Origin of the sequence: Amycolatopsis acididurans (assembly GCF_012328925.1) — a bacterium.
Classification (GTDB): domain Bacteria; phylum Actinomycetota; class Actinomycetes; order Mycobacteriales; family Pseudonocardiaceae; genus Amycolatopsis_E; species Amycolatopsis_E acididurans.
Map to the genome: position 1 here is coordinate 1 of NZ_JAAXLS010000038.1, position 21,768 is coordinate 21,768.

The 21,768-nt window shown below is 70.0% G+C and carries 20 protein-coding genes; 10 read left to right on the forward strand and 10 right to left on the reverse strand.

The window, feature by feature from the left end:
- The coding region (locus tag HFP15_RS32155) for a TetR/AcrR family transcriptional regulator (RefSeq protein WP_168520557.1) at positions 1-746 on the forward strand (746 nt) is incomplete at its 5' end.
- A gap of 32 nt (positions 747-778) precedes the next feature.
- Positions 779-2,149, forward strand: a complete 1,371-nt coding sequence (locus HFP15_RS32160) for a serine/threonine-protein kinase (protein WP_312871862.1) — start codon at positions 779-781, stop codon at positions 2,147-2,149.
- Here the strand turns inward: HFP15_RS32160 and HFP15_RS32165 are convergent, their stop codons facing one another.
- The 5 genes from HFP15_RS32165 to HFP15_RS32185 all read right to left on the reverse strand — a co-directional run bounded on the left by HFP15_RS32165 (position 2,150) and on the right by HFP15_RS32185 (position 6,861).
- Positions 2,150-3,016 (reverse strand): LysR family transcriptional regulator, encoded by an 867-nt coding sequence (locus HFP15_RS32165; RefSeq protein ID WP_168520558.1) that lies wholly within the window; start codon positions 3,014-3,016, stop codon positions 2,150-2,152.
- Positions 3,017-3,134: 118 nt separating this feature from the next.
- Positions 3,135-4,292, reverse strand: a complete 1,158-nt coding sequence (locus tag HFP15_RS32170; RefSeq protein WP_168520559.1) for a THUMP-like domain-containing protein — start codon at positions 4,290-4,292, stop codon at positions 3,135-3,137.
- The gene (locus tag HFP15_RS32175; protein WP_168520560.1) at positions 4,293-5,267 is read right to left on the reverse strand and encodes a class I SAM-dependent methyltransferase; all 975 of its coding nucleotides are present in this window, start codon (positions 5,265-5,267) and stop codon (positions 4,293-4,295) included.
- A gap of 2 nt (positions 5,268-5,269) precedes the next feature.
- On the reverse strand, positions 5,270-6,049 hold the full coding sequence (locus tag HFP15_RS32180; protein ID WP_168520561.1) for an enoyl-CoA hydratase/isomerase family protein: 780 nt from the start codon (positions 6,047-6,049) through the stop codon (positions 5,270-5,272).
- Positions 6,050-6,096: 47 nt separating this feature from the next.
- A complete protein-coding gene (locus HFP15_RS32185) occupies positions 6,097-6,861 on the reverse strand; it encodes an ABC transporter ATP-binding protein (RefSeq protein WP_168520622.1) in 765 nt (254 codons plus the stop codon).
- 266 nt (positions 6,862-7,127) lie between these two features.
- Between HFP15_RS32185 and HFP15_RS32190 the strand changes: the two genes are divergently transcribed.
- Complete coding sequence (locus HFP15_RS32190) at positions 7,128-7,661, forward strand: cysteine dioxygenase (protein WP_168520562.1); 534 nt, start codon at positions 7,128-7,130, stop codon at positions 7,659-7,661.
- 11 nt (positions 7,662-7,672) lie between these two features.
- Positions 7,673-8,050, forward strand: a complete 378-nt coding sequence (locus HFP15_RS32195) for a rhodanese-like domain-containing protein (RefSeq protein WP_168520624.1) — start codon at positions 7,673-7,675, stop codon at positions 8,048-8,050.
- Positions 8,051-8,066: 16 nt separating this feature from the next.
- Here HFP15_RS32195 and glgP read toward each other — a convergent pair whose 3' ends face one another.
- Positions 8,067-10,607, reverse strand: a complete 2,541-nt coding sequence (gene glgP / locus HFP15_RS32200) for an alpha-glucan family phosphorylase (protein ID WP_168520563.1) — start codon at positions 10,605-10,607, stop codon at positions 8,067-8,069.
- A 58-nt stretch (positions 10,608-10,665) separates the two neighbouring features.
- Between glgP and HFP15_RS32205 the strand changes: the two genes are divergently transcribed.
- Complete coding sequence (locus HFP15_RS32205) at positions 10,666-12,093, forward strand: neutral zinc metallopeptidase (protein ID WP_168520564.1); 1,428 nt, start codon at positions 10,666-10,668, stop codon at positions 12,091-12,093.
- A 7-nt stretch (positions 12,094-12,100) separates the two neighbouring features.
- On the opposite strand, the gene HFP15_RS32210 is transcribed toward HFP15_RS32205, so the two are convergent.
- On the reverse strand, positions 12,101-13,063 hold the full coding sequence (locus HFP15_RS32210) for a tetratricopeptide repeat protein (protein WP_168520565.1): 963 nt from the start codon (positions 13,061-13,063) through the stop codon (positions 12,101-12,103).
- A 31-nt stretch (positions 13,064-13,094) separates the two neighbouring features.
- Positions 13,095-13,391 carry a thiamine-binding protein gene (locus HFP15_RS32215; protein ID WP_168520566.1) on the reverse strand — a complete coding sequence of 99 codons (297 nt, stop codon included), beginning with the start codon at positions 13,389-13,391 and terminating at the stop codon, positions 13,095-13,097.
- Positions 13,392-13,481: 90 nt separating this feature from the next.
- Between HFP15_RS32215 and HFP15_RS32220 the strand changes: the two genes are divergently transcribed.
- Positions 13,482-13,982, forward strand: coding sequence for a MarR family winged helix-turn-helix transcriptional regulator (locus tag HFP15_RS32220; RefSeq protein WP_168520567.1), 501 nt, complete (start codon positions 13,482-13,484; stop codon positions 13,980-13,982).
- A 39-nt stretch (positions 13,983-14,021) separates the two neighbouring features.
- On the opposite strand, the gene HFP15_RS32225 is transcribed toward HFP15_RS32220, so the two are convergent.
- Together HFP15_RS32225 and HFP15_RS32230 are read right to left on the reverse strand one after the other, a co-directional pair.
- Entirely contained in the window at positions 14,022-14,384 is a 363-nt protein-coding gene (locus HFP15_RS32225; RefSeq protein ID WP_168520568.1) for a DUF3817 domain-containing protein, read from the reverse strand.
- 145 nt (positions 14,385-14,529) lie between these two features.
- Positions 14,530-17,679 (reverse strand): GH92 family glycosyl hydrolase, encoded by a 3,150-nt coding sequence (locus tag HFP15_RS32230; RefSeq protein ID WP_246272228.1) that lies wholly within the window; start codon positions 17,677-17,679, stop codon positions 14,530-14,532.
- 286 nt (positions 17,680-17,965) lie between these two features.
- On the opposite strand from HFP15_RS32230, the gene HFP15_RS32235 reads away from it, so the two are divergent.
- Genes HFP15_RS32235 through HFP15_RS32250 form a run of 4 tightly spaced genes read left to right on the forward strand, consistent with a single transcriptional unit; the run spans position 17,966 to position 21,766 of the window.
- A complete protein-coding gene (locus HFP15_RS32235; protein WP_168520626.1) occupies positions 17,966-18,949 on the forward strand; it encodes a LacI family DNA-binding transcriptional regulator in 984 nt (327 codons plus the stop codon).
- The gene (locus tag HFP15_RS32240) at positions 18,946-19,962 is read left to right on the forward strand and encodes a class I mannose-6-phosphate isomerase (RefSeq protein WP_168520570.1); all 1,017 of its coding nucleotides are present in this window, start codon (positions 18,946-18,948) and stop codon (positions 19,960-19,962) included. The genes HFP15_RS32235 and HFP15_RS32240 overlap by 4 nt, the downstream gene beginning before the upstream one ends.
- Complete coding sequence (locus HFP15_RS32245; RefSeq protein ID WP_168520571.1) at positions 19,959-20,726, forward strand: ATP-binding cassette domain-containing protein; 768 nt, start codon at positions 19,959-19,961, stop codon at positions 20,724-20,726. Before HFP15_RS32240 ends, HFP15_RS32245 begins: the two co-directional genes overlap by 4 nt.
- Positions 20,723-21,766: an ABC transporter permease gene (locus HFP15_RS32250; protein WP_168520572.1), complete on the forward strand. Its 1,044-nt coding sequence runs from the start codon at positions 20,723-20,725 to the stop codon at positions 21,764-21,766. Before HFP15_RS32245 ends, HFP15_RS32250 begins: the two co-directional genes overlap by 4 nt.
- Positions 21,767-21,768 lie beyond the last annotated feature (2 nt).

Sequence of the window (21,768 nt, forward strand, 5' to 3'; positions counted from 1 at the left end):
CCCACGAACCCCCCGACAAGAACATCCCGGCCGCCCTCGACCCTCACCCCCGAACGACCCGGCCCGCCACCAACACCGACCTCTCGCGCGAGCGCATCGTGGCGGCGGGGATCGCGATCGCCGACGCGGACGGGCTCGCCGCGGTCTCGATGCGCCGGGTCGCGGCCGAGCTGGGCGCGGCGACCATGTCGCTCTACCGCCACGTGCCCGGCAAGGAGGAGCTGGTGGTCCTCATGGCCGACGTCGCGCTCACCGAGGAACCGCTCCCGCCCGACGCCCCGCCCGGCTGGCACGCCCGGCTGAGGCTGCTCGCCCACCTGCAATGGCGTGCCTGCCATCGGCACCCGTGGCTGGGCGAAGCCATCTCCCTCAGCCGCCCCCAGGCGCTGCCGCGCGCGATGCACCACACCGAGTGGGCCCTGCGCGCCATGGAGGGCCTGCCCCCGAAGATGATGCTCTACGCCTACCTCACCCTCATGGGCTTCGTACGCGGATCGGCCGTCGGGCTCGAAGCCGAGCGGCGCGCCGAGCAGGACACCGGCATGACGGCCGACGAGTGGACCGACAGCCAGGAGGCGACGCTGCGCCCCCTGCTCACCGAGGACCTCCCGGCGCTGCGCCGGCTGACCGCCCACGCCATCGACTTCGATCTCGACGAGCTGTTCGACTTCGGCCTGCGGCGGCTGCTCGACGGCTTCACGTCGCTGTTCCGCGACCATCTCCGGGACACGGTGGGAGGTTCGTGATCGTTCACCCGCCGACCCCGTAGCCTGACCGGGTGACCGGGACGAGGAACGACGAGGGGCATCTGATCGCCGGCCGCTACCGACTTCGCCGCCGCATCGGCGGTGGCGCGATGGGGGTGGTCTGGCTCGCCGACGACGAGCTGCTTGGCCGAACCGTTGCCGCGAAACAACTTCTGCTCGCGCCCAATCTCAGCGAGCGCGACGCCGAACAGGCCCGCAAACGTTCCGCCCGCGAGGCGCGCCTGGCCGCGCGGCTCCAGCACCACAACGCGATCACGGTCTTCGACGTGCCCGACGACGACGGCATGCCGGTGCTGATCATGGAGTATCTCCCGTCGCAGAGCCTCGCCGAAGTCCTGCAGGCGCGCGGCAGGCTGCCACCGCGGGAGGTGGCGCGCATCGGCTCACACGCCGCGGCCGCGCTGGCCGCCGCGCACGCCGCCGGGATCGTGCACCGCGACGTCAAACCCGGCAACATCCTGCTCGGCGAGGACGGGACGGCGAAGATCACCGACTTCGGCATCTCCCGCGCCGCCGACGACGGCACGCTCACCGGCAGCGGCGGGTTCGCCGGTACGCCCGCGTTCCTGGCGCCGGAGGCGGCGCGCGGCGAGAAACCGAGCGCGGCCTCGGACGTGTACTCCCTCGGCGCCACGCTCTACGCGATCGTCGAGGGACGCTTCCCCTACGGCGACACCGAAAACCAGATGGCCCTGCTCTACGCCGCCGCGGCCGGGCGGTTCAGCCCGCCCGAGCACGCCGGGCCACTGACCGACGTGCTGCTGCGCATGATGCGGTTCAAACCCGAGGAGCGCCCGACGATGGCCGAACTGGCCGTCGAGCTGGCGAGACTGGCCGATCCCGCGAGACACAGACGGCGGCGCCCGCTCCTCTACGCCGGAGCGGGCGCGGTCGTGCTCGTCGCCGCGATCGTCGCGGCCGTGCTCCTGCTCACCTCGAACCGCGGCACCCAGTCCCTCGCCGTCACCGGCACCCCCTCGCCAGCGCCGGCCACGACGGAACCTCCGTCCCCGGTGACCACGACCACCGATTCGTCGTCCCCAGCGCCACCGCCCAGCACGGCGGCCGCGCCCTCCTACTCGCAGGCCGTGAGCGAGTACTACGCGCTCGTACCGGGGCAGCTCGACGCGGGCTGGGCCCGGCTCGGGCCGGCACTACAGGCGCAGGGTAAGGGCAGCTACCAGAGCTGGTGGGGCCAGATCAGCAACATCGTCGTGACCGGCGCTCCGCACCTGGTCGGCGACGCCGTCGTCGAGGTGACGGTGGACTTCACCAAGAACGGCACGCGCTACCGCGAGACCCACCACCTCGGCATGATCACGCGCGACGGGCAGCCGCTGATCAACACCGACAAGGCGGTGTCGTCCACGATCATCGGCTGATCACCAATGGCGCGCCCCGGCCAGCAGGCAGGCGCGCACCGGGGCGAGATGCGGCAGCTCGAGCGTGCCCGCGCGGGCAGCGAGGCAGACCGTCTCCGTCGGCGGCCGCTCCGGTCGCACCAGCTGCGTGACCGAGCCGTCGGCCAGTGCCGCCTCGCACAGGTAGCGCGGCAGCACGCCCACCCCGGCGCCGGCGACGACCGCCGCGAGCACTCCGCGCAGGTCGGGGACGACCACGGCGGCGCCGTTCGCGGGCGGGCCGCCGAACACCGCACGCCAGTACCGCCGGATGGCGGAAAGCTCGTCCGCGTCGGCGACGAGCGGCACACCCTGCAACGCCTGGCTCCGGTCCCCGTGCAGCCGCGTCGTCCACGGCTTCGCACCGATGAGCACCAGCTCCTCCTCGGCGAGCGGGACGGCCGCGAGGCCGCGCAGGCACGGACGGCTGGTGGAGACGACGACGTCGAACCGGCCCCCTGCCAGCCCCGTGTGTGCCTCGTCATCGGTCGCGAACTCGACCCGCACCTTCAGCCCGCGCCGCAGTTGCTCGCCCAGCGCGGGCAGCACGCGCACGGTGGTCAGCTCCGCGGGACCGGCCAGGCGCACCGGCCTCGCGCACGGATCACGACCGGCGATGGCGGCCAGTGCGTCGACGTGGACCGCGATTTCCCTGGCGAACTCGTCGGCGAGGTCGGTGGGTGCGGCGCCGCCGGAAGAATGATCGAACAACCGGCGGCCGAGTTCGGATTCCATCGCCCCGAGTTGCGCACCGACCGCCAGCGGCGACAAGCCGAGAAATCGCGCTGCCTCACGTGACGACCCGCACCGGTACACCGTCAGAAAGGTGCGCATCGCGGTCAGATCCACAACAGCCTCCCCCGCTGCGACGGCCTTCCGGCGAACAATTACCAGAAATGATCGCCGCCGCCCGGCTGCCCACGCGGTGGTTCATCAAGGTGGGTAAAACATTCGATTCAAAAATCGCTCAATCGGTCAGACGTTCGGCCCGGCACAGGAAGGCCGTCGGCGCGCGCCCGATCCGGGTCAGCACCACGGTCGCCTCCCGGGAGCCGCGGAGCTTCATCCGCCGCCGCAGCGCGTCCGGGTCGAGGTCGAGGCCGCGGATCAGGATCTCCAGACGGCCGACCTCGTGCTCGCGCAGGAGCGCACGCAGTGCCTTCTCGCTGTAGGGGCCGTGGTCGAGCACGCGGAACGCCCGGACTCCCCGCGGCGGGCGGTCGCCGGTGAGGTAGGCGATGCGCTCGTCGAGCTGCCACAGCCCGTGCCGCGCGCCGTAATGCTTGACCAGACCGGCGCGCACCACCGCACCGTCCGGGTCGACGATCCACTCGCCCGGCGCGGCGGCGCCGATGTCGTCCGGCTCCTGATCGGTGATAGTCCACTGTGTACCATCGCGGAGCACGGTCGCCCGCCGTGTCGCGGTCGCGAGGCCGGCCGACCACAGGCACGATTCGCGCACCTGGCCGTCCAGCGAGACGAGCTCGACCTCCTTCGCCCACGGCGCGAGCGAGAAGTCGAAACCGGGGGCATATTTCACCACGAGGTCGCGACCGGCGTAGGTGTCGGCCAGTTCGTCCAGCGGCGGCACGAAGTCCCGCGCCCGCCAGGTACGCCGTCCGGCCGAGTCGCGCCGAGCGGGATCGGCGACGATCACCGTGTCCCGGCTCACCGGGCGCAGCGCGTCGGCCCGCGCCAGGGGCACGCCCGGGCAGTTGTGCCGGGCCATCGCCAGCCGCACCTCGTCCACATCAGATCCCAGGCACGACGCCACCTTCGCCAGCTCGGACAGATCGGCGCCGACGGAACACGTCACGTCGTGCACAATGCGGCCCGCGAGGCGGCTCGCGCGATGCCGGGCCACGGCGGACGCACTGGCCTGTTGCAGGGCGTCGGCGGTGAACAGCCAGCGCCCAGCCGAGTCCAGTTTGGATACCGCCTTTCGCCGCAGCAGAACCGTTTCCAGGATCGCGGCGGAGCGGTCGCCGAAGCGCTGCCGCAGCGCGGCGACGTCCGCGATGCGCGTCTTGCCGGCCAGCGGGAGCGCCTCGCACTCGGCGAGCGCACGCTCGCCCTCGGCCGATCGCAGGAAAGCGACGTCCGAGAGCGAGAACGCGTAAGGCAACTACAGCTCGACGGGCGCGGACGGCTTGATGCCGGTGATCATCACGTTGTAGAACAGCTCGCGCGGCAGCACCTTGGACAGCACCTTCTTGTCCAAAGCGGACAGTCGCAGCCACAGCCGGTAGGCGAACAGTCGCCAGCGCAGCGTGAGCTTCTGCTGTGGCACCGCCGCCTCGAAGGTGCGGATGGGCCAGCCGGTGAGCGCCGCGGCGAACTCGTCGGTCACGGCCTTGACGTCGATCGCGCCGGCGCCCAGCGCCATGCGCTCGAGCTCGGCAGGGTCGAACGTGTGGATGTCGACCACGGCCTCCAGCGCGGCCGCGCGGGAGGACTCGTCCAGCTCCTCCTGCGGGCGGCGCCAGGCCGACAGCGGGCCGAACTTCGTCACGTTCGTGGTGAGCCACCACGTGAACTGGCCGAGCTTGCGGGCGTAGAAATCGCCGACCTTGGTCGGCTCGCCCGCGAACACGAACCGGCCGCCCGGCTTGAGCACCCGCAGCACCTCGCGCATCGCGGCGGGCACGTCCGGGATGTGGTGCAGCACCGCGTGGCCGACCACGAGGTCGAAACTGTTGTCCGGGTACGGGATGCGCTCCGCGTCGGCGACCCGTCCGTCCACGTCCAGGCCCAGGTTCTCCGCGTTGCGCAGCGCCACCTGGACCATGCCCGGCGACAGATCGGTGACCGACCCCTTCTTGATCACGCCGCCCTGCATCAGGTTGAGCAGGAAGAACCCCGTGCCGGAGCCGAGTTCCATCGCCGTCGGGTACGGCTGGCCCTGCTCGCCCGCGACCGCGTTGAACACGTCGGTGGCGTAGGCGATGCAGCGCTCGTCGTAGGAGATGGACCACTTCTCGTCGTAGGTGCCGGCCTCCCAGTCGTGGTAGAGCACGTTGGCCAGCTTGGGGTCGCCGTAGGCCGCCTCGACCTCTTCGGCGGTGGCGTGCGGGTTGGGGGCGGGGTCGGTCACCGACATGCTTACTTCCCTTCGAAGGTGGCCTTGCCCGGCCCGTTCTCGACGAAGGAACGCATGCCCGTCGTCTGGTCCTCCGTGGCCCACAGCGCGGTGAACAGGTGCGTCTCCAGCTTGAGCCCGCTCGCGAGGTCACCGTCGAGACCGCCGTCGATCGCGGCCTTCGCGTTGGCCAGTGCCACGGCGGGGCCGTTCGCGAACTGCTGCGCGTACTTCAGCGCCGCGTTGTACACCTCGTCCGGCGCGACCAGCTCGTCCACGATGCCGAGGCTGAGCGCCTCATCGGCCTTGACGAAGCGGCCGGTGAACACCAGGTCCTTGGCCTTGGCGGGGCCGACGAGCCGCGCGAGGCGCTGCGTGCCGCCGGCGCCTGGGATGATGCCGAGCAGGATCTCGGGCTGGCCGACCTTGACGTTGTCGCCCGCGATGCGGCGGTCCGCCGCCATCGCCAGCTCCAGCCCGCCGCCGAGCGCGTAGCCGGTGATCGCGGCGATGACGGGCTTCGGGATCACGGCGACCGTGCTGACGGTGTTCTGCAGCGCGGTGCCGAAGGCCCTCGCCTCGACGTAGCTGCGGTCGGCCATCTCCTTGACGTCGGCACCGCCGCAGAAGGTCTTCTCGCCGCCGTAGAGGATGACCACGCGCACGTCGGCCCGGTCGCTGGCCTCCCTGGCCACCTCACCCAGCTCGGCCTGCAGCTGGCCATTGATGGCATTGACAGGCGGCCGCTCCAACCGGATCGTGCCGATCCCGCCGTCCACCTCGAGCCGTACGAACTCGCCCACGGTCAGTCCTCCTTAACTGATCAGGTTACCGGCCGGTAGGAACGACCCTACCGGCGACGCGCGAAGAAACGATCACCCGAGCGTTCCAGAATCAGGTCCTGGTCGAACGTCTTGGACAGGTTCTCCGCCGTCAGCACATCCTCGATCAAGCCGGCGACGACCGCACGGCCCTCGCGCAACAGCAGAGCGTGGGTGAAGCCGGGCGGGATCTCCTCGACGTGGTGGGTCACCAGCACCATCGCGGGCGCGTCCGGATCCATGGCCAGCGCCGAGAGGCGGGCGACCAGGTCCTCCCGGCCGCCGAGATCGAGGCCGGCCGCCGGTTCGTCGAGCAACAGCAGCTCCGGGTCCGTCATCAGCGCACGGGCGATCAGGGTGCGCTTGCGCTCACCCTCGGACAGCGTGCCAAAGGTGCGGTCGGCCAGATGTGTGATACCCATCGCACCGAGCAGTTCCACGGCACGGTCGGTGTCCATCGTGTCGTAGCTCTCACGCCAGCGGCCGACGACGGCGTAGCCCGCGCTCACCACGATGTCGCGCACCAGTTCCTCGCCGGGCACGCGCGCGGCGAAGGCCGCCGAGGTGAAGCCGATGCGCGGGCGGAGCTCGAACACGCTGACCTTGCCGATCCGCTCACCGAGCAGATCCACGGTGCCGCTGGTGGGATGCAGTTCGGCGGCGGCCATGCGCAGCAGCGTGGTCTTGCCCGCGCCGTTCGGGCCGAGCACCACCCAGCGTTCGTCCAGTTCGACGGCCCAGTCGAGACCGGCGAGAAGCTCGTTGCGGCCGCGGCGGACCGCCACGTCCGACATGCGCACCACGAGGTCGTCAAGGTTGTTCGGCTCGGTCACGGCCCCATTGTGTCCGCTCCGAGCGGCCGGTGTGGCGGCGCCCCCGTACCACTTGGTGGGACGTCACGCGGAGTGGCCGGAAGCGCTGGCAGTATTCGTCGCGTGATCACCTCGCCGCTGCTCGCCCGGTTCTGGCGGGATCGCGCGGTCGACCTGCTCCTCGTGGCGTCGGGCCGGTGTACGCGCTCCTCGTGAGCCCGTAGCCGACCTTCCCCAGGAGCAGTGAGTTGACCCAGACCGTTGTCGATTTCGAGATCCACCCCCGCCTTTCCGGCTCCGCGCTGCCGGACCTGCTGCACCCCGACCGTCTACTGTGGACTCCCCGGGAGCTGGCGGAGCTGACTTCGCGCGTGGCCCGCGACCTGGCCGCGCCGCTGCGCGAGTTGCTGCACTTCGACGCCGATCAGCGCTGGTGGGCCCGGCTCGCGCTGACCGACGGCGTCGAGTTGTGGCTGCTGTCGTGGCTGCCCGGCCAGCGCACCAAGCCCCACGACCACGGCGGTGCGGCGGGTTCCTTCACCGTGCTGCAGGGTGAGCTGGCGGAGGACTACCGGTATCCGGGCGGGCCGGTGCGCAACCGGAACCACGTCGCGGGCGATGGCCTCGGCTTCGGCGCGGGGCGGGCGCACCAGGTGACGGGCGTGACGGTGGCGGCCAGCGTGCACGCCTACTCGCCGCCGCTCGTGCCGACGCGCCACTACGAGACGCTGGCCGACGTACCCAGCGAGATCCCCGCGTTGCCGGTCATACTCGATCGGTGACCGTCGAAGACATGCTGGCCACGGCGCGATCCACGCTGGAGCGCGTCGACCCGGCCGGCGCACGTGCCCTGCAGGACGAGGGCGCGCTGATCGTGGACATCCGCCCGGAAACCAATCGCGCTGCCGAGGGCGAGATTCCGGGCTCGGTGCCGATCGAGCGGATTCACCTGGAGTGGCGCCTGGACCCGTCCGGAGCGCACCGGCTGCCCCAGGTGCGGCCGGACCTCGCGGTGATCGTGGTGTGCAACGAGGGTTACGCGTCGAGCCTGGCCGCCGCGGACCTGCAACGCCTGGGCCTCCCCCGCGCGACGGACCTCGACGGCGGCTTCCGCGCCTGGGCGGCGGCGGGCCTGCCCGTGCGGGAAGGCCCCACACCGGCTGTGCCCTGAGGGTCCCACGGCCTTCCTACGCCAGCTTGATTCTGCCCAGCTCTGCCGGTGTTGCCAGCAGGTCGTGCTTCGGCAGGACTCTCACCGTGTAGCCCAGGGTTCCCGCGTGTGGCAGGCGCAGCGTTGCTTCGAAGGCGCCGATGCCGGTGGAGATCATGGGCACGGTGATCGGGTCATGCAGATCGTCCGTGTCGCCTACCCTGCCCACCACCGCTTGCACGTCCACTTCGGACGGATCAAGGCCGGCCAGATCGATCCTGGCCCGGACATGTGCCTCGCTACCCACGACCAGACTGTCCAGGCCTTCGACGGTCAGCTCGCTGTCGAAGATCTTGACCTTGTTCCACAGCATGTCGACGCGCGTACGGTACGCGGCCAGTGAGCGTGCGCCCGCGTACGAGTCGCGGGAGGCGGCCGCGACGGTGATCGCCGCGGGGTGGTAGCAGTTTTCCACGTATTCCCGCACCATTCGCGAGGCTTGCACGCGCGGCCCCAGCGTGTCCAGCGTGTGCCACACCATCTGCATCCAGTCCCGCGGCACGTTGTTGGCATCGCGATCGTAGAACAGCGGCGCCACCTGCTGGCCCAGCAAGTCGTACAGCGCGGCCGCTTCCAGCTCGTCCCGCCGCAGCGGGTCGCGGATGCCGTCCGCGGTAGGGATGGCCCACCCGTTACTGCCGTCGTAGCACTCGTCCCACCAACCGTCCCGAATGGACACGTTGAGGCCACCGTTGAGCGCCGACTTCATGCCCGACGTGCCGCACGCCTCCAGCGGCCGCGTCGGGTTGTTGAGCCACACGTCGCAGCCGCGGTAGAGATACCGCGCCATCGCCATGTCGTAGTCGGGCAGGAACACCATCCGCTGCCGGACCGCCGGATCGTCCACGAAGCGCACCATCTGCTGGATGAGCGCCTTGCCGCCCTCATCGGCCGGATGCGACTTGCCCGCCACCACGATCTGGATCGGCCGGTCCTGGTCCAGCAACAATGCCCGCAACCGCTCCGGATCGCGCAGCATCAACGTCAGCCGCTTGTACGTCGGCACCCGGCGGGCGAAGCCGACGGTCAGCACATCGGGGTCGAAGACGGTGTTGATCCAGCCCAGTTCCAGCCCCGAGGCCCCGCGCTGCAGCCAGGCGTCGCGCACCCGCCGCCGCACCTCGGCGACCAGTTTCTGCCGCAGATCCCGGCGCACCGCCCACAGTTCCTCGTCGGTGACGCCCTGCCCGCTCGGCAACTGTCCTTTGTGGCCCCACTCCTTGTGCTTGCCACCGAGCGCCGCGGTCAGCTCGCGCGCGACCCACGTCGGGCCGTGCACACCGTTGGTGACCGACGTGATCGGCACCTCGTCCTCGTCGAAGCCGTCCCACAGCCGCGCGAACATGCGCCGCGACACGCGGCCGTGCAGCGCCGAAACGCCGTTGGCCCGCTGCGCGAGCCGCAGACCCATGTGCGCCATGTTGAACATGCCGGGGTTGTCCTCCGCGCCGAGCGCGAGGATCCGCCGCAACTCCAGCCCCGGCAGCAGCCTGCCGTCGCCGAAATAGTGCTGGACCAGATCACCGGGGAACCGGTCGATACCCGCCGGAACGGGCGTGTGCGTGGTGAACACGGTGCCCGCGCGCACGGCGTAGAGCGCCTCGTCGAACCCGAGACCGGCTTCGGCGATGATCTCGCGCGCCCGTTCGAGACCGAGGAAACCCGCATGCCCCTCGTTGGTGTGGAACACCTCGGGCTGCGGATGGCCGGTCAGCTCGCAGTACCGCCGCACCGCCCGCATCCCGCCGATGCCGGCCAGGATCTCCTGCCGGATGCGATGATCGGCATCGCCGCCGTAGAGCCGGTCGGTGACGCCCCGCAGATCGTCGTCGTTGGCCTCGATGTCGGCGTCGAGCAGCAGCAACGGCACCCGGCCGACCCTGGCCAGCCACACCTGCGCGTGCAGTTCGCGCCCGCCCGGCATCGCGACGCTGACCAGCACCGGTTCGGAGTCCTCGCCCGTCAGCAGCTCCAGCGGCAGCGCACTCGGATCGATCACCGGATAGTGCTCCAGCTGCCAGCCGTCCAGCGAAAGCCCCTGCCGGAAGTAGCCCGATCGGTACAACGGGCCGACGCCGATCACCGGCACGCCCAGGTCGGAGGCCGCCTTCAGGTGATCACCGGCGAGCACGCCGAGGCCGCCGGAGTAGTTCGGCAGCGCCTCGTGCACGCCGAACTCCATCGAGAAGTACGCGATGGCATCCGGCGCGTCGGCCGCCGCCTCGTGCTCCTGGTACCAGCGGTCCTCGGTGAGGTAGCGATCCAGATCCTCCGTCACCGCCCGCGCCCTGGCCAGGAAGTCCTCGTCGGCGGCGAGTTCCGCCAGCCGGGCCGGTGACACGGCGAGCAGCATCCGCAACGGGTCCCGGACACGGCGGAACAGTTCGTCGTCCATCGACGCGAACAGGTCGCGGGTCGGCGGATGCCACGTCCAGCGCAGGTTGGTGGCCAGCGCTCGCAGACCCGCGAGCGGTTCCGGCAGGCTCGCGCGGACGGTGAACCGGCGGATTGCTCTCATAACCAGCGACCATATCGGTAAGGTGCCCGTGTCAAAACGTGATCGGGGGACGGTGCGGATGCGCTCTGGGGTACGGCGGCTGGTCACCGTCGCGATGATCGGGGTCGTGGCCTTAGGGCTGAGCGCCTGCGGGGGCAGCGAGGGCTCGCCCAGCGGCACCGTGGCCGGGCTTCCGATCACACATTTCCAGAGCGGCATGAAGCCCAACGCCCCCACTCCGGACCTTCAGGTGCGCAACGGCTCCGACGACGCCGCCGACAAGCTCGCCACAGCGACGATCGCCGACGTCGAGTCCTACTGGACCACGGAGCTGCCGGACGTGTTCGGCGTCAAGTTCGAACCGGTCAAATCGCTGCTTTCGTACGAGTCCAACGGCCCCAACCAGGAAAGCGGCTGCGGCAACACCAAGAAGAACATCAACGCCTTCTACTGCGGCCAGGACGACTCGATCCTGTGGGACCGCGGCGTGCTGCTGCCCAACATGATCAACCAGTTCGGGCAGCTGTCGGTGGTCACGGTGCTGGCGCACGAGGTCGGCCACGCCGTGCAGTACCGCCTGCTGGACAAGGCCGGGATCACCCGCGGCACGCCGACGATCGTCAAGGAACAGCAGGCCGACTGCTTCGCGGGCACCTACTACCGCTGGGTCGTCGAGGGCCACAGCAAGTACTTCTCGGTGTCCACTTCGGATGGTCTGAACGCGGCGCTGTCGTCGCTGTTCCTGGTGCGCGACGTCGCGGGCGTCTCGGCGACCGACCGCGGCGCGCACGGCACGGCGTTCGACCGCATCTTCGCGTTCCAGCTCGGCTTCGAGAAGGGCCCCGAGCAGTGCGCGGGCCTGAACCTGGACAACATCGGGCCCCGGCTCACCGAGCGCTCGTTCGACTCCGGCGACAAGAACCAGGGCGACATCCCCATCGACGCCACGGCGCTGGGCTACCTGCAGGACAGCCTGGACAAGGCGTTCGGCGGCGCGGGCGTGGCCGGCCCGAAGATCGTCGCGGAGGGCGGCACCTGCGCGGGCGGCCCGGCCACCGCGCCCGCGTCGTACTGTCCCTCGGACAACACGGTCAGCGTCGACGTGACCGCGCTCGCGGACCTCGGCAGGCCGGTGGACCAGGACGGCGAGTTCGCGGGCCAGTCCCGCGGCGGCCACGGGGACTTCGCGTCCTTCGCCGAGGTGGCGTCCCGGTACGCGCTGGGCATCCAGAAGAGCGTCGGGGCGTCCACGGACAACGCGAACGCGGGCCTGCGCACCGCCTGCCTCGTCGGCGCGTGGGCGGCGGCCACCTCGAAGCTGGGAAGCACGAAGCTGCGGCTGTCCTCCGGCGATCTCGACGAGGCCATCTCGGACCTGCTGCGTCCGGACAGCCTGGTCGCGGCCGACGTCAACGGCAAGCGCGTGGACGCCGGGTTCAACCGGGTCGAGGCGATGCGCACGGGTTACCTGCAGGGCTCCTCACCCTGCAGCACCCGCTACCCCTGAGCCGGACTCAGAACAGCGCGGAGGCCAGGTCCCGCCGGGCCTTCGCGACGCGCTCGTCGGCCGGGTCGAACAGCTCGAACAGCCCGACCAGATGCGTGCGGACCCGGTTGCGGTCCTCGCCCGCGGTGCGCCGCACCAGGTTGATCAACCTGGCGAAACCGTCCTCGACGCGGTTGTCCGAGACCTCGAAGTCGGCGGCGGCGAACTGGGCGTCCAGATCGTCCGGCGACGCGTCGGCCTTGGCCACCGAAGACGGGTCGGTCTGCCCGGCACGAGCCGCGAACCGCACCTGCACCAGGGCTGCCTTGGCCAGCTCGTTGGCCGGTTCGGCGTCGAGAATCCGCTGGTAGGCGGCCTCGGCGGCGGCGAAGTCGCCGCGTTCGAAGGCCTCCTCGGCCTCGATGAAGCGCGGGTCTTCGGGCTCCTCGGCGGGCTCGCCCGCCTGCGCGCCGTTGATGCTGGGCAGCTTGTCCTTGAGCGCGTCGAGCAGGGCGCCGAGCCACTTCTTGATCTCCGGCTCGGGCAGCGCGCCCGCGAAGGCGTCGACCGGCTGGCCACCGGCGATCGCGACGACCGTGGGGATGGACTGGGCGCCGAACAGCTGCGCGATGCGCGGGTTGGCGTCCACATCGATCTTGGCGAGCACCCAGGCGCCGCCCGAAGCCGCGGCGAGGCGCTCCAGCACGGGGCTGAGCTGCTTGCACGGCCCGCACCAGTCGGCCCACAGGTCGACGATCACGAGCTGGCGCATGGACCGCTCGACGATCTCGGTCTGGAAGGTGGCCTCGGTGACGTCGATGACCGCGCCACCGGACGACGGCGGTGCGCCGGCGGCCTGCCCGGAGGCCGGCTGCTGTTGCTGCTGGCTCGCCGCTTCCGCGCGTGCCTTCAGCGCGGACAGGTCGACCGCGCCGGACAGCGCGGCGGAGACGGCTGCTTGGTTCGCTGCTGATCCGCGTGGGTGTGTCACGGCTCCATCCTGGCACGTGCGGCCGGGCGTTTCACCGCAGGTGGGCTTCCACCCGCTCGACTTTTTCGGTCAGCTGGTTGGTGTAGCCGGGCCGGATGTCGGCCTTGAGCACGAGCGACACGCGGGCAGCGCCCTCACCTGCGGCTTCGACGGCCCGCTTCAGCACATCCATGACCTCGTCCCACTCGCCCTCGACGTTGGTGAACATCGCGTTGGTGGAGTTGGGCAGGCCCGAGTCCCGCACGACCTTCACGGCTCGCGCGACGGCCTCACTCACCCCGCCCTCCGGGTCCCCACCGGACGGGCTGACGCTGAAGGCGACGATCATCGGCTTTCCCTTCGGTGTGCGGCACTTCGCTCGGCTTTTGGGCACCACCCTGCCCTATCCCGCCGGTACGCGCTGGTAGCTTCCCTTTTCATGAACCGCCCATTGCCGTTCGACCCGATCGCCCGCGCGGCCCAGCTCTGGGAGGAGCGGATCGGGCCCGCCGGCACGATGGCCGCGGTCACCGGGCTGATGCGGGTTCAGCAGATCATCCAGTCCGCCGTCGACGGCGCGCTCAAGCCGCACGGGCTGACTTTCGCCCGGTACGAGGCGCTCGTGCTGCTGACGTTCGCGCGGCGCTCCGCCCTGCCGATGCGGGTGATGGGCGAGCGCCTGCAACTGCACCCGACCAGCGTCACCAACATCGTGGACCGGCTGGAGCGGGACGGCCTCGTCAAACGGGTGCCGCATCCGACCGACCGGCGCACCACGCTGGTGGAGATCACCGACGAGGGGCGGGCTCGGCACGCGGTGGCGACGAAGGCCGTCACCGCGATCGACTTCGGCCTCGTGGGGCTCACTCCGGCGCAAACCGGCACGCTCACCGATCTGCTCACCAAGATCCGCAAGGCCACCGGCGACTTCGTGGAGTGAGGCGCCGTGCGGACTCCCGCCCGGCACTCCGGTGAAGCCTCAGGCGGAGACGGGCTCCTGCACGAACAGGCCGGTGCCGCCGTGGGTCAGCCGCTGCGGGCCGTCGAGCTTGCCGGTGCGCAGCGCCCAGGTCTCGAACCACCAGGTGAACAGCGGCGGGACGCTGGCCAGCAGCGCCAGCACGAGGGTCTTCGGGCGCCAGCCCAGCGGCTTGAACACCGCGAGGCTCACGAGCACATAACAGACGAAGATGATGCCGTGCACCATGCCCAGCACCGGCACGCCGCCCTCGTTGGAGGCGTCGAATCCGTACTTCAGGATCATCCCGATCAGCAAACCCGCCCAGGAAAAAGCCTCGGCGACTGCGGCCACGCGAAACACGGTAGCGGCCTTGCTGGACACGACTGTTCCTCCTTGGGAGCGCACAAAAAACCCGACAGCGGTACGACCACGCCGTCGGATGCCTATGACACCAGTGTGCGCCGTGACGATGCACACGGGAACATCGGGGGTCGTGAAAAATTTCACAACCCCCGAAATCCCGTGATCAGACGCCTACTGCCAGTGCGAACACGTGCAGCTGTCCACCTTGAACGTTCGCCGGGAGTGTCACGCTTTCCACCGTCTTGCCCGCATCGAGCGCGATCGGTGCGCTGGCGAACACATACGTGCCGATCTGTTGTGGATCGCCCCCGACGCTGTTGCGGTAGGGCGTGGTGAACGCCACCTCGTTGCCGAACGCGGGCTGCTGCGCGCCGGCGCCGAGCGTCCAGTCCGAGAACCCGAGTGTCGCAGTACTCGTGCTGCCGTCGGTGTAGGTGATCGTGAGCGTGCCGGAGGCGTTGCCGTTGCCGGCGGCGCCGAGGAACGCCAGCCGGCCGCTGCCCGACGCCGTCACCTTCTGCCCCTGCGCGACCACGTTGTCCGGTGCGCCCGCGGGGTAGGCGGGCCACACATAGGACAGTCCGTTCACGGTCACCGTGCTGCCCGCCTTGGCCCCCGCCGCGGCCAGCGCGTCCGAGGAGTAGCTGAAGCCGACGCCGTCGAAGTTCGCGGCGGACGGTTTCGCGTCGGGCGAGATCCCGGCGTTGTTCACGGTCGCGAGCCAGCTGCCGGGCTGCGCGACGAGCACGCCGAGCGTGCCGGACAGCGAGGACTGCCCGTTCGCGCTCAACGTGACCGGAACCTGATACGAGCCCTCGGCCGTGCCGTCGGCCACGCTCACGGTGACCTCCGCCTGAGCCCTGCCGCCGGCGGGCACCGCGAGGTCACCGGAGGATGGGGTGACCGTGATCCCCGCCGGCGGCGCGGCGGTCCAGTGCCAGGTACGGGCGGTGCCGGACAGGTCCTGCGCGCCGATCGCCGCGGTCGCCGACGACCCGTCCGGCACCACCACGCGCGCCGGATCCACGAAGGACACGGCCGGCGTTTCGCCCTCGCGGAAGGAGGGCGGCGCGTCCGAGGGCGCACTGCCCCACGACGTGTCCGGTGTGGCGGAGAGAGTGAAGTCGAGCGTGCCGCCGTTCGTGACGAAGGACTCGGGCAGCCAGGTCTTGGTCGTGGTGACGCCGTCGAGCTTCAATCCGGTCACGTACTGGCCGGTTCCGTTGCCGGTGATGGTGATCTTCTTGCCCGCGCCCGTGGTCAGCTCGACCTTCGAGAACAGCGGCGAGCCGAGCACCAGCTCCGCGCGGCCGGGGATCTCCGGGTACATGCCCAGCGCCGACCACACGTACCACGACGACATCTGGCCGAGGTCGTCGTTGCCGACCAGGCCCTCGGGATTGGGGTTGTACAGCTCGGTCATCGCCCGCCGCACGATCGCCTGCGTCTTGTCCGGCGCACCGGCGAAGTCGTAGAGCCACGGCGAGTTCGCGTTGGGCTCGTTGCCGAGGAACGCGTGCGGGTCCTGGGTTCCGGCGTTCAGCTCGGTGAAGAACTCGTCCAATCTGGACCGGACCGCCTGGTTGCCGCCCAGCGCGGTGATCAGCCCGGCCACGTCGTAGGGCACCATCCAGGTGTACTGCGCACCGTTGCCCTCGACCCAGCCGGAGGAGCTGCCGGGGTTGTACGGGCTGGAGAACGTCCCGTCGGCCTGACGCGGCTGCAGGTAACCGGTCGCCGGGTTGTACAGGTTCTGCCAGTTCTGGGCGCGTTTCATGAAGTTCTGGTACATCGAAGTGTCGCCGAGCCGCGCGGCGAGCTGGGCGATGGAGAAGTCGGCGCTGGTGTATTCGAGTGTGTCGGCACCGGCGCCGGGCACGTAGCCCAGCTTCAGGTAGTCGGCAAGGCCCGGCCGTTCGGTGTAGCCCTGTGTGGTCGGCCGGGTCGCGCCGCGCACCATCGACAGCAACGCGTTGTTCGCGTCGAAGTCCTTGGCCCCGAAGGCATACGCGCTGGAGACGATGATGTGGTACGGGTCGCCGTTCATCACACCCGTGTAGTCGTTGGCCACCGTCCAGCGGTCCCATGCGCCGCCCTGCGCCGCGTAGGCGATCATCGAGCGCGCGATGTCCGAGGTCTCCTGCGGCGCCAGCAAGGCCAGCAACTGGATCTCCGAACGGTAGATGTCCCAGCCGGAGAAGTTGGTGTACATCGCGTGGCCACGGTCGGCCTTGTGCACGCGCCCGTCGAAGCCGGTGTAGGAGCCGTCGGCGTCGGAGAACACGTTCGGCTGGATCAGCGAGTGATACAGCGCGGTGTAGAAGGTCGTCTTGTCGGCGTCCGAGCCGCCGGTGACCCGCACCTGGTTCAGCCGGTCGTTCCACGCCTGGCGCGCCGAGGCCGCCACCTCGTCGAACGAACGCCGGTCGTTCTCCGCCTTCAGGTTCGCCTGCGCGCCATCGGCGGACACAAAGGACAGTCCAACCCGGACGTTGACCTGGGCGCCCGGCGCGAACGTGACGTAGCCGCCGCCACCGGGACCGCTGACCGTGGTGTCAGCGGGTTTCTTCGACTCCGAGCGTGCGACGTCGAGCTGCGGCGCGACCTTGGCCCGCGCACCACCGTTCTCGGTGGCCTTGTTCGGGGTGACCGTTGCATTGCGCCAGGTTCCGATGGCGGCGAACGGGGTGTCGAACTTGGCGTAGAAGTACACGCGGTAATGGGAATCGGTGCCGCAGAACCGGCCGCTGGACGCCCATCCGCTGACCGTGTCCCTGCCGATGGTGATCTGCGCGTCGTCCGTGCCCATGATCGAGCCGGAGGTGTTGATCAACAGGGTCGAGGGGCTGTTCTGCGGATAGGTGAACCGGCCGGAGCCGGTGCGCTGGGTCGCGCTCAGCTCGACGTTCACACCGCTGTCGAGCTTGACCGCGTACTTGCCCGCGCTCGCCTGCTCGTTGGCGTGCGAGAACGGCATCGTGTAGCGGCCGGGATCGGTCGCGGGCGAGGTGGTGACCTCACCGGCGTACGGGATGAAGGGGATGTCCTCGTAGGTGTCGCAGCCCGCGCCCGACAGGTGCGTCAGGCTGAAACCCTTGAGGGCCGTGCTGTCGTAGAAGTACCCGCCGTGCTGCTCGGTCACGGTGTCCGGGCTCCACTGCACCATGCCGAAGGGCACGACCGCGCCGGGGAACGTGTTGCCCGCCCCGCCGCCCGTGCCCTGATCCTGCCCGCCGGGGCGGGTTCCGACGAAGGGGTTGACCCACTTCGCCGGATCCTGCGCGGGCGCCGCGTCCGCGGGTACGACCGGCATGACCACTGACGTAACCACGAGGCCGGCGGCAAGCGCCAGCCCCCTGCTGAATCTTCGAAGCCGCATCCGGCACCGCCTCCTGACAACCTTGTCGCAGCGAATCACTGTGGTTAGCGCCTGACTTTCCGGTCAACGCTCGCGTCGGATTCTGTCTTGTTCTGGACAGCGGATACTCCATTTGCTCGTCCAGACCATTGACATCCGCGGCGCTTCAGTGTGAAATCCGGTCACTATGACAACGTTGTCGGACGGCACGTCGGGACCGGGCGCGGCCCGGCGTGCGACGATGAGCGATGTCGCCCGGCTGGCGGGGGTCAGCATCAAAACCGTCTCCCGCGTGGTCAACGACGAGCCGGGCGTGCATCCGGACACCGCGCGGCGGGTGGTCGCGGCCATCGATCAGCTGGGCTTCCGCCGCAACCTCGGCGCGTTCAACCTGCGCCGGGGCTCCGGCACGGGCACGATCGGGCTGATCGTCGAGGACGTCGGCAACCCCTTCTACTCCGAGCTGAACCGCGCCGTGGAGAAGATCGCGACGTCGTTCGGCAGGCACGTGCTCACCGCCTCCTCGGAGGAGAACTCCGACCGCGAACGCGAGCTGGCGCTGGAGTTCTGCTCGCGCCGGGTGGACGGGCTGCTGGTCGTGCCCGCGGGCGTGCAGCACCACTACCTCGTGCCGGAGATGCGTGCCGGGACGCCGGTGGTGTTCCTCGACCGGCCGGCGGGCGACATCGTGGCCGACACCGTGCTGGTCGACAACCTCGGCGGCACCATCGAGGCCGTCGCGCATCTGGCCCGGTACGGGCATCGCCGGATCGCCTTTCTCGGCGACCGGCCCGACATCTTCACGGCCGCGGAGCGGTTGCGGGGTTTCCGCGAGGGTTGCGTGCGCGCGGGCCTGCGCTACGACGAGCACCTCGCGGTCCTGCGCACACCGACCCCGGCGAACGTGCGTGACGCGGTGGATCGCCTGCTGACCGGCCCGGACCGCGCCACCGCCGTCATCGCGGGAAACAACCGGGTCGCGGTGCACCTGCTGCGCGCGCTGACCCACGTCGCCCCGCGTCCCGCGCTGGTGAGCTTCGACGATTTCGAACTCGCCGATCTGCTCGACCCGCCCGTCACCGTGATCGGCCACGACGTGAGCCGGCTCGGGAAGGCGGCGGCCGAGCTGCTGTTCGCCAGGATCCACGGCGAGGACACCCCGCCGAGAAAGGTAGTGCTGCCCGTGCACCTCGTACCCCGCGGCTCCGGTGAGGTCGCCCCGTGACCGCGCCGATCAAGCTCCCGGCCAACCAGCCGCCCCAGTTCTACCGCGGCGGGGCCTCCATCGCGGCGTTGCGCGGTGCCGGCCAGGACAAGGAATTCGGCCCCGAAGACTGGGTCGCGTCCACCACCACGCTGTTCGGCCAGCCGGAGAACGGGCTCACGAAACTGCCCGACGGACGCTGGCTGCGCGAAGCGGTCAACGCCGAGCCCGAGTCCTGGCTCGGCGCCAAGCACGTCGCCGCGTACGCGAACTCGACCGCGCTGCTGGTCAAGCTCCTCGACGCCGGGCAGCGGCTGCCGGTGCACTTCCATCCGTCGAACTCCTTCGCCCAGCGCCATTTCGACTCGCACTTCGGCAAGACCGAGGCATGGATCGTGGTCGGCACCAGCGGCGACGACCCGCGCGTCTACCCCGGGTTCCGGGAAAGCGTCGATCCGGGCACGGTCGGCGAGTGGGTGCGTGAGCAGGACACCGCGGCGATGCTCGGCGCGCTCAACAGCGTGCCGGTCAAGCCGGGCGACAACGTCTACATCCCGGCCGGCCTCCCGCACGCGATCGGCGAGGGTGTGTTCGTCGTGGAGCTGCAGCAGCCCACGGACTTCTCGCTGACCATCGAATGGCGTGACTTCCTGGAAAGCCCGGAGAAGGGGCACCTCGGCATCGGGTTCGACGCCGCGCTGGGCGCGCTCGACACGTCCGCGCGCGACCCGGAGTCCGTCATCAGGCGTACCGGCGGCGCGGAGGAGTCCATTGTGGATCTTCTCGTGCCCGGTGCGGCGGAGTTCTTCCGCGCCGACCGGCTGCACCCGAAACCCTCGCTCGCGCTCGACCCGTCGTTCACGGTGTTCGTCGTGCTCGACGGTGCGGGCACGCTGAGCACCGAGCACGGTGGAAATCTGGCTCTGGCCAAGGGCGACACCGTGGTGGTGCCCTACGGCGCCGGGCAGAGCGAGGTGTCGGGCGAGCTGACCATCATCCGCTGCCGCCCACCCGCCCCGGGGAGCACGACATGAGCGATGCCGTCCTGCTGGACGCCCAGAACATCGTGAAGCACTACGGTTCGGTCGAGGCGCTGCGTGGCGCCTCGTTCCAGGCAAGGGCCGGCGAGGTCACCTCGTTGATCGGGGACAACGGCGCCGGCAAGTCCACTTTGATCAAGTGCCTTTCCGGCGCCGAGCAGCCGACTTCGGGGCGGATCCTGTTGGACGGCAGGGAGGTCCACCTCGACTCGCCGACCACCGCGCGGCGGCTGGGCATCGAGACCGTGTACCAGGATCTCGCGGTCGCGCCGGAACTCGATCCGGCCGCGAACCTGTTCCTCGGCAGGGAAATCCACCGGCACGGCATTCTCGGCAGGCTCGGGATGCTGGACAAGGCCGAGATGCGGCGGCGCGCGGTCGAGGAGTTCAAGCGACTCGGCGTGACGCTGCAGAGCACGGACGTGCCCATCGGCTCGCTCTCGGGTGGCCAGCGGCAGAGCGTCGCGGTCGCGCGGTCGGTGGTGTGGGCGAGCAAGGTCGTGTTCATGGACGAGCCCACCGCGGCACTCGGCGTGGTGCAGCGCGAACGCGTGCTGGAGGTGATCCGCCGGGTGCGTGACCAGGGCATCGCGGTGGTGCTGATCAGTCACAACATGCCCGAGGTGCTCTCGGTGTCCGACCGGATCGAGGTGCTGCGGCTGGGCACCAGGGTCGCCCGGTTCACCGCCGCCGACACGAGCCTGGAGGACCTCGTCGCGGCCATGACCGGCGCGCTGACACACGAGGAGGCGGCATGAGCACCACCGCACCGGAAATCCAGTCCACTGTGGATGGACAGTTCGGCAAGCGTTCGCTCTGGCAGCGGCTGGTCGGCGCGAACACGTTCTGGATCGCGCTCGTGCTCGTCGCGCTGATCGTCGTGTTCACGCTGCTGCGGCCGGCCCAGTTCGCGACGCTGTTCACGTTCCAGACGCTGCTCATCGAAACCTCGGTGCTGTTGGTGCTCTCGGTCGGGATGACGTTCGTGATCATCACCTCCGGGATCGACCTGTCCGTCGGCTCGGTGCTGATCTTCTCGGGCATGGTCTGCGGCAAGACGATGGAAGCGCTTTCCGGTGGCAATGCCTCGGGCGCGGGCTGGGGTGTGATCACGATCGGGCTGGTCGCGGCCGTGCTCGCGGGCACGATCTGGGGCCTGATCAACGGATTCCTCATCGCGGTGGCCAAGATCCCGCCGTTGATCGTCACCCTCGGCACGATGGGCGCGGCGCTCGGTGCGGCGTACCTGCTCAACAACGGCTCCGACGTGCGCAGCGTGCCGACGGTGCTGAACAAGACGCTGGGCTACGGCACCTCGCTCGGCGGGATCCCCAACCTGGTGATCGTCGCCGTGGTGATCACGTTGATCGGTGCCTGGCTGTTGCACACCACCAAGTTCGGCCGCTACACCTACGCGGTCGGTTCGAACGCCGAGGCCGCCCGCCGTTCCGGCATCGGTGTCACCGGGCACCTGCTGAAGGTGTACCTGCTCACCGGTTTCCTCGCCGGGATCGCGGGTTTCATGTCGCTGGCGTACTACGCGTCGACCACCATCACGGCGCACACCAACGACAACCTCAACGCGATCGCGGCGACGGTGATGGGCGGGACCAGCCTGTTCGGCGGGGTCGGTTCGGTGCTGGGCACGGTCATCGGGGTGTTCATCCCGGCCGTGTTGAAGAAGGGGTTCAACATCACCCAGATACCGGACTTCTGGCAGATGATCGCGGTCGGCGGTGTGCTGATCGCGGCCGTGTGGTTCGACCAGCGCCGTCGCAGGCGGCGCAACTCGCGATGACT